At 50.2% G+C, this 13,554-nt stretch carries 13 protein-coding genes and 1 tRNA gene; 12 read left to right on the top strand and 2 right to left on the bottom strand.

Annotated elements, in window-relative coordinates; all coding sequences use genetic code 11:
- Nucleotides 1-32 precede the first annotated feature (32 nt).
- Nucleotides 33-1,091, top strand: a complete 1,059-nt coding sequence (gene dinB / locus ACOTY5_RS00125) for a DNA polymerase IV (protein WP_023303124.1) — start codon at nt 33-35, stop codon at nt 1,089-1,091.
- A gap of 55 nt (nt 1,092-1,146) precedes the next feature.
- Here dinB and pepD read toward each other — a convergent pair whose 3' ends face one another.
- The gene (pepD, locus tag ACOTY5_RS00130) at nt 1,147-2,604 is read right to left on the bottom strand and encodes a cytosol nonspecific dipeptidase (RefSeq protein WP_023303125.1); all 1,458 of its coding nucleotides are present in this window, start codon (nt 2,602-2,604) and stop codon (nt 1,147-1,149) included.
- A 258-nt stretch (nt 2,605-2,862) separates the two neighbouring features.
- On the opposite strand from pepD, the gene gpt reads away from it, so the two are divergent.
- The 3 genes from gpt (at nt 2,863) to crl (ending at nt 5,128) form a co-directional block, all read left to right on the top strand.
- Nucleotides 2,863-3,321 carry a xanthine phosphoribosyltransferase gene (gene gpt / locus ACOTY5_RS00135; protein ID WP_003863205.1) on the top strand — a complete coding sequence of 153 codons (459 nt, stop codon included), beginning with the start codon at nt 2,863-2,865 and terminating at the stop codon, nt 3,319-3,321.
- A 104-nt stretch (nt 3,322-3,425) separates the two neighbouring features.
- Nucleotides 3,426-4,670 (top strand): esterase FrsA, encoded by a 1,245-nt coding sequence (frsA, locus tag ACOTY5_RS00140; RefSeq protein WP_017694464.1) that lies wholly within the window; start codon nt 3,426-3,428, stop codon nt 4,668-4,670.
- Between the two features lie 56 nt (nt 4,671-4,726).
- Nucleotides 4,727-5,128, top strand: a complete 402-nt coding sequence (crl, locus tag ACOTY5_RS00145) for a sigma factor-binding protein Crl (protein WP_006809999.1) — start codon at nt 4,727-4,729, stop codon at nt 5,126-5,128.
- Nucleotides 5,129-5,260: 132 nt separating this feature from the next.
- Here the strand turns inward: crl and phoE are convergent, their stop codons facing one another.
- Nucleotides 5,261-6,313, bottom strand: a complete 1,053-nt coding sequence (gene phoE, locus ACOTY5_RS00150) for a phosphoporin PhoE (protein WP_017383128.1) — start codon at nt 6,311-6,313, stop codon at nt 5,261-5,263.
- Nucleotides 6,314-6,618: 305 nt separating this feature from the next.
- Between phoE and proB the strand changes: the two genes are divergently transcribed.
- The 8 genes from proB to ACOTY5_RS00190 all read left to right on the top strand — a co-directional run bounded on the left by proB (nt 6,619) and on the right by ACOTY5_RS00190 (nt 13,551).
- The gene (gene proB / locus ACOTY5_RS00155) at nt 6,619-7,722 is read left to right on the top strand and encodes a glutamate 5-kinase (RefSeq protein WP_015571369.1); all 1,104 of its coding nucleotides are present in this window, start codon (nt 6,619-6,621) and stop codon (nt 7,720-7,722) included.
- 11 nt (nt 7,723-7,733) lie between these two features.
- Nucleotides 7,734-8,987, top strand: a complete 1,254-nt coding sequence (gene proA / locus ACOTY5_RS00160; protein WP_045142010.1) for a glutamate-5-semialdehyde dehydrogenase — start codon at nt 7,734-7,736, stop codon at nt 8,985-8,987.
- A 111-nt stretch (nt 8,988-9,098) separates the two neighbouring features.
- Nucleotides 9,099-9,174 (top strand) — tRNA-Thr (locus ACOTY5_RS00165).
- Between the two features lie 164 nt (nt 9,175-9,338).
- Nucleotides 9,339-10,529 (top strand): tyrosine-type recombinase/integrase, encoded by a 1,191-nt coding sequence (locus tag ACOTY5_RS00170; protein WP_045324669.1) that lies wholly within the window; start codon nt 9,339-9,341, stop codon nt 10,527-10,529.
- On the top strand, nt 10,519-11,316 hold the full coding sequence (locus ACOTY5_RS00175; RefSeq protein WP_421631805.1) for a hypothetical protein: 798 nt from the start codon (nt 10,519-10,521) through the stop codon (nt 11,314-11,316). The genes ACOTY5_RS00170 and ACOTY5_RS00175 overlap by 11 nt, the downstream gene beginning before the upstream one ends.
- A gap of 108 nt (nt 11,317-11,424) precedes the next feature.
- Nucleotides 11,425-11,625, top strand: coding sequence for a helix-turn-helix transcriptional regulator (locus tag ACOTY5_RS00180; protein ID WP_045324665.1), 201 nt, complete (start codon nt 11,425-11,427; stop codon nt 11,623-11,625).
- Nucleotides 11,626-11,647: 22 nt separating this feature from the next.
- Nucleotides 11,648-12,532 carry a hypothetical protein gene (locus ACOTY5_RS00185; protein WP_226869115.1) on the top strand — a complete coding sequence of 295 codons (885 nt, stop codon included), beginning with the start codon at nt 11,648-11,650 and terminating at the stop codon, nt 12,530-12,532.
- A gap of 14 nt (nt 12,533-12,546) precedes the next feature.
- Nucleotides 12,547-13,551, top strand: a complete 1,005-nt coding sequence (locus ACOTY5_RS00190) for a P2 family phage major capsid protein (protein ID WP_045324660.1) — start codon at nt 12,547-12,549, stop codon at nt 13,549-13,551.
- Nucleotides 13,552-13,554 lie beyond the last annotated feature (3 nt).

Raw genomic sequence — 13,554 nt, forward strand, 5'->3', positions numbered from 1 at the left:
TATACTTATCCAGTAATAAGTGAGGGCTTACTATGCGCAAAATAATCCATGTCGATATGGACTGCTTTTTTGCCGCAGTGGAGATGCGTGACAACCCGGCGCTGCGGGATATTCCGATCGCCATTGGCGGCAGCCGGGTTCAGCGCGGTGTCATCAGCACCGCCAACTATCCTGCTCGCAAATACGGTGTACGCAGCGCCATGCCGACAGCGATGGCGCTGAAACTGTGCCCGCATCTCACTCTTTTGCCCGGACGTTTTGATGCCTATAAAGAAGCATCGAGCCACATTCGGGAGATCTTCTCCCGCTACACCTCACTGATTGAACCGTTATCGCTGGATGAAGCCTATCTGGATGTCACCCACAGCATGCACTGCCACGGCTCCGCCACCCTCATGGCGCAGGAGATCCGCCAGACTATTTTTAATGAGCTGAACCTGACGGCATCGGCAGGCGTCGCGCCGGTCAAATTTCTCGCCAAAATCGCCTCCGATTTAAATAAGCCCAACGGCCAGTACGTCATCACTCCGGAAGAGGTTCCGGCGTTTTTAAAGACGCTGCCGCTCAGCAAAATCCCCGGCGTGGGCAAAGTCTCCGCCGCGAAGCTGGAAAGTATGGGGCTACGCACCTGCGAAGACGTTCAGCGCAGCGATCTGGCGCTGCTGCTTAAGCGTTTTGGCAAGTTTGGCCGCGTACTGTGGGAACGCAGTCAGGGCATTGATGACCGGGATGTGAACAACGAACGGCTGCGTAAATCGGTCGGCGTTGAACGCACACTGAGCGAAGATATCCATGACTGGACCGAGTGTGAAACCATTATTACGGAACAGCTTTATCCTGAGCTTGAACGACGCTTACTGAAGGTCAAACCGGATCTGCTTATTGCCCGACAGGGCATCAAACTGAAATTTAACGATTTTCAGCAGACGACGCAGGAGCACGTCTGGCCACGCCTCAACAAAGAGGATCTTATCGCGACGGCGAAAAAGGCGTGGGAAGAACGGCGGGGCGGACGAGGGGTGAGGCTGGTGGGGCTGCACGTCACCTTGCTGGATCCGCAGCTGGAGCGTCAACTGGTGTTGGGACTGTAGATTACGCTAATCGTAGGCCCGGCAAGCGTAGCGCCACCGGGCATCAAACGGCTAATTACTTAACAGGAATTGCTTTCAGCAGCTCAGTCAGCAGCGTCCAGTAGTGACCGACGCTTTCAATGTGAACCTGCTCATCCGGGGAGTGTGGCCCGGTGATGGTTGGCCCGATGGAGACCATGTCCATATCCGGATACGGTTTCTTGAACAGACCACACTCCAGACCCGCATGAATAACCTGAATGTTCGGGGTGCTGTTGAACAGTCGCTGATAAGTTTCACGCACCAGTGCCATGACCGGAGAACTTGCATCCGGCTGCCAGCCCGGGTAGCTGCCTTTTGCAGACGTTTTCGCGCCCGCCAGGGTACCCAGAGATTCCAGCATGCTCACAACGTACTCTTTACCGCTGTCGATCAGGGAACGGATCAGGCAGATGATCTCTGCGCTGTCGTCACCCATGGTCACCACGCCCACGTTCAGGGAGGTTTCCACCACGCCTTTCGCCACGTCAGAGTTGCGAATAACGCCGTTTGGCGTTGCGTTCAGCAGCTGGACGAACGTGTCACGAGACTGTGCGGTCAGCGCGGCTTTATCCGTCGTAACGGACTCCAGCACCACCGTCAGGTTTTTCTCTTTCGCAGACAGTTCGTTTTTCAGGATCTCCAGATACACGCTGGAGAGTTTTTTCAGTTCGTCCGCTTTCGACGCAGATACCGCCACGGTGGCGAAGGCTTCGCGAGGGATCGCGTTACGCAGAGTACCGCCGTTGAAGTCCACCAGACGCAGATCCAGTTCAGCGGCATGGCCCGCCAGGAAACGCGCTAGCAGTTTGTTGGCGTTGCCCAGGCCCAGGTGAATATCACCGCCGGAGTGACCGCCTTTCAGCCCTTTCAGCGTCAGCTTAAAGGTCTCGAATCCGGCAGGGATCGCTTCGCGGGACAGCGGCAGGGTAGAGATAAAATCGATCCCGCCCGCGCAGCCCATGTAGATCTCACCCTCTTCTTCGGAGTCGGTGTTGATCAGAATGTCCGCTTGCAGCCAGTTTGCCTGGAGACCGAACGCGCCATCCATGCCCGCTTCTTCAGTCATGGTCAGCAGCACTTCCAGCGGACCGTGTTCAACGCTGTCGTCAGCCAGCACGGCCAGCGCGGAAGCCATACCAATGCCGTTATCTGCGCCCAGAGTCGTGCCGCGCGCCTTCACCCACTCACCGTCGATGTACGGCTGGATCGGGTCTTTTGTGAAGTCGTGAACGGTGTCGTTGTTTTTCTGCGGAACCATATCCAGGTGCGCCTGCAATACCACTGGCTTACGGTTTTCCATACCTGCGGTGGCAGGTTTGCGGATAAGAATATTGCCAACCTGGTCGCGCTCAGCGTGCAGACCTTTTTCCTTTGCCCAACCCATAATATGTTCGGCAAGCTGTTCTTCGTGATAGGAAGGGTGCGGAATGGAGCAGATTTTGGCAAAAATATCCCACAGTGGCTGTGGAGATAATTGAGACAGTTCAGACACGATAGGTCTCCTTGTCGTTGCGCTGCAAAACAATGTTGCAGGTCACAGGGTTAGCAGGTTAATCGTTACCACAAGTCAGGCTTGCGAGATGCAACTGAGAATACCACTTTCTCCCGTGGCTGGTAGCATTAAGCATGTAAAAACTCAGGCTCATGGCGCGTAACACTGGTTTTTAGTGCGTCAGATCTCTATAATCTCGCGCAACCTGGTTCACCCTCATTTTTTTAAGCCGTATATAAACAGGCTGGGACACTTCACATGAGCGAAAAATACGTCGTCACCTGGGACATGTTGCAGATTCACGCACGCAAACTGGCTGCGCGTCTGATGCCTTCCGAACAGTGGAAAGGCATTATTGCCGTCAGCCGTGGCGGTCTGGTACCGGGGGCGCTGCTGGCTCGTGAGCTGGGTATTCGTCATGTCGATACCGTATGTATCTCCAGCTACGATCACGACAACCAGCGCGAACTGAAAGTGCTGAAACGCGCGGAAGGCGACGGTGAAGGCTTTATCGTTATCGACGATTTGGTGGACACCGGCGGTACCGCGGTGGCTATCCGCGAAATGTATCCAAAAGCGCACTTCGTCACGATCTTCGCGAAACCAGCGGGTCGCCCACTGGTTGATGATTACGTCATTGATATCCCGCAGGATACCTGGATTGAACAGCCATGGGATATGGGCGTGGTCTTCGTACCGCCTATCTCTGGCCGTTAATTTCAGTACGTAACTTTACACGCCCGGTTATGCCGGGCGTTGTTCTTTTTAGCCTGCCACGCGTTACAATGGTCTTCATATGACGTATCCATGGAGGCAACGCAATGACGCAGGCGAATCTTACCGAAACTCTCTTCAAACCCCGTTTCAAGCACCCTGAAACGTCGACGCTGGTGCGTCGGTTTAATCCGGGGACAATGCCTGCCGTTCAGTCAGCGTTAGACGGTAAGAACGTGCCCCACTGGTATCGAATGATTAACCGCCTGATGTGGATCTGGCGCGGCATCGATCCGCGTGAAATCCTCGACGTGCAGGCGCGTATCGTGATGAGTGAGTCCGAGCGTACCGACGGCGATCTCTACGATACGGTGGTGGGCTACCGTGGTGGAAACTGGATCTACGAATGGTCAAAGCAGGCCATGCTCTGGCAGCAAAAAGCGAGCCAGGAAGAAGACGCCACTCTCAGCGGAAAGCACTGGCTGCATGCGGCAAATCTGTACAGCATCGCTGCATATCCGCATCTTAAAGGCGACGAACTGGCAGAGCAGGCCCAGGCGCTGGCAAACCGGGCTTATGAAGAGGCCGCGCAGCGGTTGCCTGGCCGGATGCGTGAAATTGAGTTCGCCATTCCCGGTGGCAGCCCGGTGACCGGATTCCTGCATATGCCGGAGGGGGAAGGGCCGTTCCCGACGGTTCTGATGTGCGGTGGACTGGACTCGTTACAAATTGACTATTACAGCCTGTATGAGCGCTACTTTGCCCCAAACGGAATCGCCATGCTGACGCTTGATATGCCTTCCATTGGTTTTTCATCCAAATGGAAACTTACGCAAGACTCCAGCCTGCTGCACCAGCATGCTTTAAAAGCGCTGGAGAATATCCCTTGGGTTGACCACACCCGGGTTGGCGCGTTTGGCTTCCGCTTTGGCGCTAACGTCGCGGTACGGCTTGCCTACCTTGAATCTTCACGCCTGAAGGCCGTCGCCTGTCTTGGCCCGGTGGTGCATGCTCTGTTAAGCGATCCTGCGCGTCAGGGTAGCGTTCCTGAGATGTATCTGGACGTGCTGGCGAGCCGACTTGGCATGCATGATGCTTCAGACGAAGCGTTGCGCATTGAACTTAATCGTTATTCATTAAAAACGCAGGGCTTACTCGGCCGCCGCTGCCCAACCCCGATGATGTCCGGTTTCTGGAAGAACGATCCGTTTAGCCCTGAAGAGGAGTCACGCTTAATCACGTCGTCATCTTCTGACGGTAAATTGCTGGAGGTACCCTTCAGCCCGGTGTACCAGAATTTTGACAAAGCGCTGAAAGAGATCACACGCTGGATCACGCAGAGATTGTGTTAATAGTTTGCTAAATTTCGTTGGTTTGGTAAAACAGTGCTTCACAAAAGGAGATCGCAATGACGTTACCGAGTGGACACCCGAAAAGTAGACTGATTAAGAAGTTCATGGCTCTTGGCCCGTATATTCGAGAAGAGCAGTGTGAAGAGAATCGCTTTTTTTTCGACTGCCTGGCTGTTTGCGTCAACGTGAAGCCTGCACCCGAAAAACGTGAGTTCTGGGGCTGGTGGATGGAAATGGAAGCACAGGAAAACCGTTTTACCTATAGCTATCAGTTTGGCCTGTTTAATAAAGACGGGCACTGGCAGGCGACGAGCATCAAAGATCAGGAAGTGATCGATCGCCTGGAGCATACGCTAAAAGAATTTCACGGCAAAGCTCGCGACCTGCTGGCAACGCTGGATCTGAAGCTGGAGCCTGCGGACGATTTTTCCAGCGAAGCGGTGAAACTGAGAGCCTGATGATGTCACAGCGCCGGGTGGCGGCTACGCCTTACCCGGCATGAAAAATGTACTATCCCGTATGCCCGGTAAGCACAGCGTCACCGGGCACAAAAAAACCGGCTCAGCGCCGGTTTTTTTATTACCACAACATCAGAACTGGTAGGTCATGCCCAGCGCAACGATATCATCGCTGCTTACGCCCAGTTTATTATCGTCATCGATCTGGTTGATCTTATAATCAACAAACGCAGACATATTTTTGTTGAAATAATATGTCGCACCTACGTCGATGTATTTCACGATATCTTCATCGCCGATACCTTCGATATCTTTGCCTTTAGACTGCACGTAACCCAGAGATGGACGCAGACCAAAGTCAAATTGATATTGCGCAACCACTTCGAAGTTTTGCGCTTTATTTGCAAAGCCACCGGAAATAGGGGCCATATTGCGGGTTTCGGAATAGATAGTGGCCAGATAAATATCGTTGGCATCATATTTCAAACCGGTTGCCCAGCCTTCTGCTTTTTTACCTTCGCCGCGTGCCTGAAGGTTTTGATCGTTAGTGCGATCGGAGCTGGCATACGCACCAATCACAGAAAAATCGCTGCCGCCGAAGTCATAGCTCAGGGAGGTACCGAAGCCGTCACCGTTTTGCTTCTTCACGTCGCGGTTTTCATTTTTGCCCTGGTATTGCAGGGTCATGTTCAGGCCGTCAACCAGGCCAAAGAAATCGGTATTACGGTATGTGGCCAGACCGGAGGCGCGTTTCGTCATGAAGTTATCGGTCTGCGCCAGGCCGTCACCGCCGAACTCCGGGAACATATCGGTGTATGCGGCGACGTCATACAGCGCGCCCAGGTTACGGCCGTAATCCAGTGAGCCGAAGTCTTTCAGTTTCAGCCCGGCAAATGCCAGACGTGTTTTTTGAGAAGAGTCGCTCTCAGCTTTGTTACCTGCGAACTCAGCTTCCCAACGTCCGTAGCCCGTCAGCTGATCGTTAATCTGCGTTTCACCCTTAAAGCCGAAACGAACGTAAGTCTGGTCACCATCCTTAGCGTCATCATCACTGATGTAGTGCATTGCTTTTACTTTGCCGTACACGTCCAGTTTATTCCCGTTTTTATTATAAACTTCTGCTGCCTGAACAGATGCGGAAGCAACTACGCCCATTACCACTAATGCCAGAGTGCTCTTTTTCATTTTCAATCCTGATTTTATAAAAACGCGCTAATATTCGCTGAGTAATAAGATTCGACTTATTACCCCGTGAAAAACAGGAAGGGTTTTATCGTTCGTGGGTGAAAGTTTTATGACAAAGTAAGAATATGTCTAAAAAAGTATGTTTTAATTTTTCGGTAATAAAATTGTCAAAATCTGCCGCTACGCTTCCTGATCCCGCGCAACAAAGTGACGGGTCATGCGCTAAGGCAGTTGGCAACGGAGCTGACACCTGTTAAAACGTCTGACTGACATCATTTTCCCTTATTGTTGAACGGCAGAGAATCATGAGTGACAGCCAGACGCTGGTGGTAAAACTCGGTACCAGTGTGTTAACAGGCGGATCGCGCCGCCTGAATCGTGCCCATATCGTTGAGCTTGTACGTCAGTGCGCTCAGTTGCATGCCGCAGGGCATCGTATTGTGATTGTGACTTCCGGGGCGATTGCCGCCGGGCGTGAACACCTGGGCTACCCCGAACTCCCCGCGACGATCGCCTCCAAACAGCTGCTGGCCGCCGTGGGACAAAGCCGACTCATACAGCTCTGGGAACAACTGTTCTCCATCTACGGCATTCACGTCGGGCAGATGCTGCTGACGCGTGCGGATATGGAAGACAGAGAACGTTTCCTGAACGCCCGCGATACGCTGCGTGCGCTGCTGGATAACCATATCGTTCCGGTCATTAACGAAAACGACGCTGTTGCCACCGCTGAAATCAAAGTGGGCGACAACGATAACCTCTCTGCGCTGGCGGCGATCCTGGCAGGGGCCGATAAGCTGCTGCTTCTGACCGATCAGCAGGGGCTGTTTACCGCTGACCCGCGCTCTAATCCACAGGCTGAACTGATCAAAGACGTTCACGGCATTGACGATGCGCTGCGTGCCATTGCGGGTGACAGCGTTTCTGGTCTGGGGACAGGCGGCATGGGCACCAAGCTCCAGGCCGCGGACGTGGCGTGCCGGGCCGGTATCGACACCATCATCGCCGCGGGCAGCCGTCCGGGTGTGATCGGTGATGTGATGGAAGGCATCTCTGTGGGCACTCGCTTCCACGCCCAGGCGTCCCCGCTGGAAAACCGAAAACGCTGGATCTTTGGTGCGCCACCGGCTGGCGAATTGACCGTGGATGAAGGCGCGACCGCCGCTATTCTGGAAAGAGGAAGCTCGTTACTTCCAAAAGGAATTAAAAGCGTGACAGGCAACTTCTCGCGTGGTGAAGTGATCCGAATCCGTAACCTTGAAGGTCGCGACATCGCTCATGGCGTAAGTCGTTATAACAGCGACGCGTTGCGTCGGATTGCTGGTCACCATTCCCAGCAGATCGACGCCATCCTGGGCTATGAATATGGCCCGGTTGCCGTGCATCGTGACGACATGATTATTCGTTAAGGAGCCAGAACATGCTGGAACAAATGGGCGCAGCCGCGAAAGCCGCCTCTTATAAACTGGCGCTCCTTTCCAGCCGCGAGAAAAATCGCGTGCTGGAAAAAATCGCTGATTATCTGGAATCTCAGTCGCAGGAAATTTTGCTCGCCAACGAGCAGGATCTGCTGGAAGCGCGTCGCAACGGCTTGAGTGAAGCGATGCTCGATCGTCTGGCGCTGACCCCGGCGCGTCTGAAAGGTATCGCCGACGACGTCCGTCAGGTGTGCAACCTCGCCGACCCGGTAGGGCAGGTGATTGACGGTGGGGTGCTCGACAGCGGATTACGCCTTGAGCGTCGCCGCGTGCCGCTTGGCGTCATTGGGGTTATTTACGAAGCGCGTCCAAACGTGACGGTGGATGTCGCCTCCCTGTGCCTGAAGACCGGTAATGCCGCGATCCTGCGTGGCGGGAAGGAGACCTGGCGCACCAACGCCGCGACGGTAAACGTCATTCAGCAGGCGCTGGAGGAGTGTGGTTTACCGGCGGGTGCCGTGCAGGCGATTGAAAGCCCCGACCGTGCGCTGGTCAACGAGATGCTGCGCATGGACAAATACATCGACATGCTGATCCCACGCGGCGGCGCGGGCTTGCACAAGCTGTGCCGTGAGCAATCTACCATTCCGGTGATCACCGGTGGTATTGGCGTATGCCATATCGTGGTGGATGACACCGCGGAGATCGAACCTGCGCTGAAGATTATCGTCAACGCTAAAACACAGCGTCCAAGCACCTGTAATACGGTGGAAACGTTGCTGGTGCATCAGGGCATCGCCAGTACCTTCCTGCCAGCGCTGAGCAAGCAGATGGCGGAAAGTGGCGTCACGCTGCATGCGGACGAGAAGGCTCTTGCCCTTCTGAAAGACGGTCCGGCGAAGGTCGTTCCGGTTAATGCGGAGCAGTACGACGATGAGTATTTGTCGCTGGATCTGAACGTGAAGGTGGTTGCGGATCTCGATGACGCTATTGCGCACATTCGTGAACACGGAACCCAGCATTCTGACGCGATCCTGACACGCACCCTGCGCAATGCCGATCGGTTTGTGAATGAAGTGGATTCGTCTGCGGTTTACGTGAATGCCTCGACGCGCTTCACCGATGGCGGCCAGTTTGGTCTGGGCGCGGAGGTGGCTGTGAGCACTCAGAAGCTGCATGCCCGCGGTCCGATGGGGCTGGAAGCGCTGACCACCTACAAGTGGATCGGCTTCGGTGATGATACGATTCGTGGGTAAATAATCGCGGGTGATGCAAAAATAGCCGTTTGATTCAAAAGGGCATTGACGCATCACCCGGTTAGATCTACTCTTTTGCCCCGTGGTTACGCTCGTAACCGGCCTTTCAGGGCCGATATAGCTCAGTTGGTAGAGCAGCGCATTCGTAATGCGAAGGTCGTAGGTTCGACTCCTATTATCGGCACCATCCCCTAGTTTTCTCAAGTCAACTCACATCAATAAAATCCTTTTAAAACATAGGTTTTACGTTGTTTTCAGTCATTTGACGTCAACCTCTATCTATTGAAATCAACATGCCTTTGGGGGCACAATCAGGGGCATGTTCTGTTTGGTCTAGGAAATGTGCCCCCAATGATGCTGAATGCCCGAAAGGTTGAAGCCGCGAAAGGAAAAGAGAAGAGCTACAAGCTGTCTGATGGAGGTGGTCTGTATCTTCAAGTAGAACCCAATGGCTCACGTTACTGGCGTATGAAGTACCGTTTTGCTGGCAAAGAGAAGCGTTTATCTTTTGGTGTCTATCCAACGGTTTCTTTGGCTGATGCCAGGCAAAAGCGTGAAGACGCAAAGAAATTGCTCGCAGCCGGTAAAGACCCTGGTGAAGTGAAGAAAGCCAAAAAACATGCTTTAACCGCTGCTACAGAGATACTCAATCCATTCAAAGAAGTGGCGTTAGAGTGGCACAAAATGAAGTCACCTAAATGGTCTGAAGGCTACGCTTCAGACATCATTGAGGCATTTGAGAAAGACATCTTCCCGCAGATTGGCCATCGACCCATTGCTGATATTAAGCCCCTAGAGCTGCTTGAAGTTCTGAGATTAATAGAAGCCAGAGGAGCAATGGAAAAAGCGAAGAAAGTCCGTCAACGATGCGGTGAAGTATTCCGCTATGCCATCGTAACAGGTCGAGCGATCTACAACCCGGCACCGGATCTTGCCAGTGCAATGCAAGGGCACGAAGCAGTTCACTATCCATTCCTGAAAGCTAACGAGCTGCCGGAGTTCTTTACTGCTCTTAACGCTTATTCAGGAAGTCCGATTGTATTACTGGGTGCATATTTGCTCATCTTAACAGGTCTCAGAACTGGAGAGTTACGAGCAGCGGAATGGCGTGAGGTGGATTTTGAGAACGCACTGTGGGAAATCCCTAAAGAACGCATGAAAATGCGTAGGGCTCATATTGTACCGCTATCAAGCCAAGCATTAGCTCATCTCGGGCGATTGAAAGAACTGACAGGCAACTATCCGCTCATGTTTCCTGGACGCAACGATCCCAGTAAGTGCATGAGTGAAGCCAGCATCAACCAAGTTTTTAAACGTATTGGATATGCTGGTCGTGTGACGGGGCATGGTTTCAGGCATACGATGAGTACGATTCTACACGAGAAAGGTTTTAACAGTGCTTGGATTGAAACCCAGCTTGCACACTTGGATAAAAATTCTATTCGTGGGATTTACAACCATGCTCAATATTTAGAAGGGCGCAGGAATATGATGCAATGGTATGCGGATTTTATTGAGGGAATTAATCTTAATGGCAAATAAATCTACTCCTTTAAAATTATTTCGCACACATTATAAAGTGGCTGAAGTTGCTAAGATACTAAGTTGTGAAGAAGAAGATATTTTGTATCTGGCCGGGGAGAACGATTTTTTGTTCTCAGCCTATGTAGGCAGGGAGGGTAACTTCTCAAAGCATCGAGTAAGAAATATAAGTGAATTTATTAATCATATTGATTCATTGGATAAGGACGATGAGGGTTATAGTTATATTAGTCAATATAGCCTCATAAAAATATATGAAGTAAAAAATGATAAAAATTTAGTTATTGCACGTATCAAAGGTTATTTTAAATATCCGCCAAAAGTCCAAAAAGACTTTATCTTTTTTAGTGGTCAATTTCCAGATTACCCTTCACTTCTCGTTCCAGCTGGGAAAGTGTTTTCAAATGATGTTAAATTTATCCAGATGGACTGGAAAAATTCGGATGGCTTTTTTTTGGAGCATGATGGGTATCTTGAAAGCGAGGACGTTCGAAAGCTTCATAACATCATTAATAATGAGTCATCGTCTGCTGATGTATATAAAACGCTATCAATTGCTCAACAAGAGCGACATGCAGCAAAAAGAAATCAAGTTTTGAGTGTGGCCATTTATCTTTATAAAGAAAATTCGAATGTTAAAAAAGACAACGCTACAGCGTTAACAGAGCTTATCTTCACCCGAGCCGATGAATTTTGGCCTGATAAGAAAGAACCTCCGTTGTCTTTCGCAGTAATTAGTAAGTTGATTTCAAGTATTATCAAAAAACCTGTTTTTACAAATAATTAACATTATTGGTGAGTAAGTTTTTTTTTACTTACTCGCCTTTTTTACATCCAAACCAAGTGCTTTAATCCTCTCCGTTGACACGAATTGATGAATTGAGAGGAACGAATCATGGCGCTCACTGATACTCGCCCTAGTGCAGACTCACTAATTGATATGAAGTATATCACCTCTGATTGCTTGTTTACTGATAAGTGGATTTATAAGCTGATCTCTCTTGGTAAATTCCCGAAGCCGATTAAGTTAGGACGTATGTCAAGGTGGCGTGCTGGTGATTATTATGCCTGGAGAGATAGTCACACATCTAATTAAAATTGTTAAGAATAGGACCAATATGACTAATATGACATCTATTAAACTCCCAATGGAGGGTAAATCCTTTTATCCTTCTCTTAAATGCGAACAAGTTACGGTATTAGATACTTATAAGGTCAGTATCTTCAATGAAGGATATGGTGATTCTGCATGTATAATAAGAATCATCGAGATCTTTACGTTAAATAAACTGCGTCATAAAGGAGAGGAATTACGTTCTTTAACAGGGCTAACAATCCCCGATACGGAAGCGACTGCCGATGAAATCAATCTCTTAATGAGTCGACTTGAGGTGCTATGTCAGCGTGAAGAAGAAGAGTTATCCTTCCGACAAAAGGATGTTAGCTCTGCCGAGTACGCATTAAAAAATGCAGGGTTGAATGTTAACTCCAGAACAGTTTCTGAAGTAAAAAACAAAAATGCCGTGAAAGGGGCGCGTGATGCCTATGAACGACAGTACAATTCTGCATTTTTACGACAGAAAGAGCAGCAAACGCGGGTAAGTCTCTTCAGAGGATTCGGAAGTTTGTTACTTGAAGAGGCTGAACATATCGGGAAGAACATTAGTAAAAAATATCTTAACTCTTTTTCCAGACCGTTAACTTCTCCCGCTGAGTTTATTAACGTTTTAAACGATGCGACTTTAGTTCGGGATGTGAGATTTATCTTGGATGCTCTATGTGCACTGGATAATGCAGTTGAGCACATTCTTAAATGTTGTGCATACCCAAATGACCGTTACGAACTGGAAAGAGGTGGGATAAGTCGAACTATGGCCTATCGGGAGTACTATCGCGCTGAAAATGCCATTCTTCGCTCCGTAGTAAGCGATCGTGAATATGCAGAGCATGCTGTGAAATATAATCAGCTCTCTGAATACAAGAAAAAAATATTTCGTAAATAATAAAAGGATAAATCATGTACGCATTCAAAGCCGAAAGGCCGGACGCTGCACGCCGTTATCACAGTAAATTCGTATCTGGTACAAATTACCAGGAATCTTCAAATAGACGATTTTCATTAAGCAAACCAACTGAAAATATTTTGCGAAGCTCAATTCTTGAGTCTGGTTGGTTAATCAATAATATTACTTTGCGTGACGTTAATGCTATTTCAGGTAATGCCATTAATATTGGAGCCAGCGAGTTACATACAGGACGAGTTCACGGTGGCAGATTCCATAAGATGTTAGCGATAAATGGCACTGAATTTTTTCTGTCCGAAACTGACACATGTGCACGAATCAGCTATTTAGATATGTCACATATTTATCATACAGGTGCTCAGGGCGAATTTGATAAATCGGTCAGTACGTTTTTTAGTCAGGCTTATGCACTTGATATGTTGCGGGTTGGTTTTAATGGAGAGTCAATTGCCGATACGACTGATCCAGAGATGAATAAAAAAGGTGAAGACGTAAATATCGGGTGGCATGCGCTGGCAAAAAACTATCAGGGTGGTCAACAAGTCTTAACTACTCCTGTAACCCTCGGTGAAACCGGGGAATGGAAGAATCTCGACCTGCTTGCTAATCACCTCATTACAGAGCTGATTGCCGAACCTTATCGTGAAGATCCACGCTTGGTGGTTCTCGTGGGTGCCGAGCTTGCTGCTAAACAGCGACTTAAGCTCTTCAACGCGGCTGATCGCCCGGCTGATGTGGATGCTGCGCAAATGGCAGTCAGTTCGGTTGCCGGACGGTTTGCTTTTATCCCGCCGTTCATGCCGGGAAAACGTCTTGCGGTCACTACGCTGGATAATCTGCACATTTATACCCAGTCCCGAACCCGATCATTCCGGGCTGAGTTTGATGATGAGAAAAGTGAATACGTTAATTCTTATCTTCGCAATGAAGGCTATGCGCTGGGGGAGCCTGAGCTTTATGCCGCTGTGGATGAGAGCGCTGTAACTTTCTCCGACTGATGC

Source organism: Enterobacter cloacae complex sp. SHL018 (assembly GCF_049237905.1).
Taxonomy (GTDB): Bacteria; Pseudomonadota; Gammaproteobacteria; order Enterobacterales; family Enterobacteriaceae; genus Enterobacter; species Enterobacter hormaechei_C.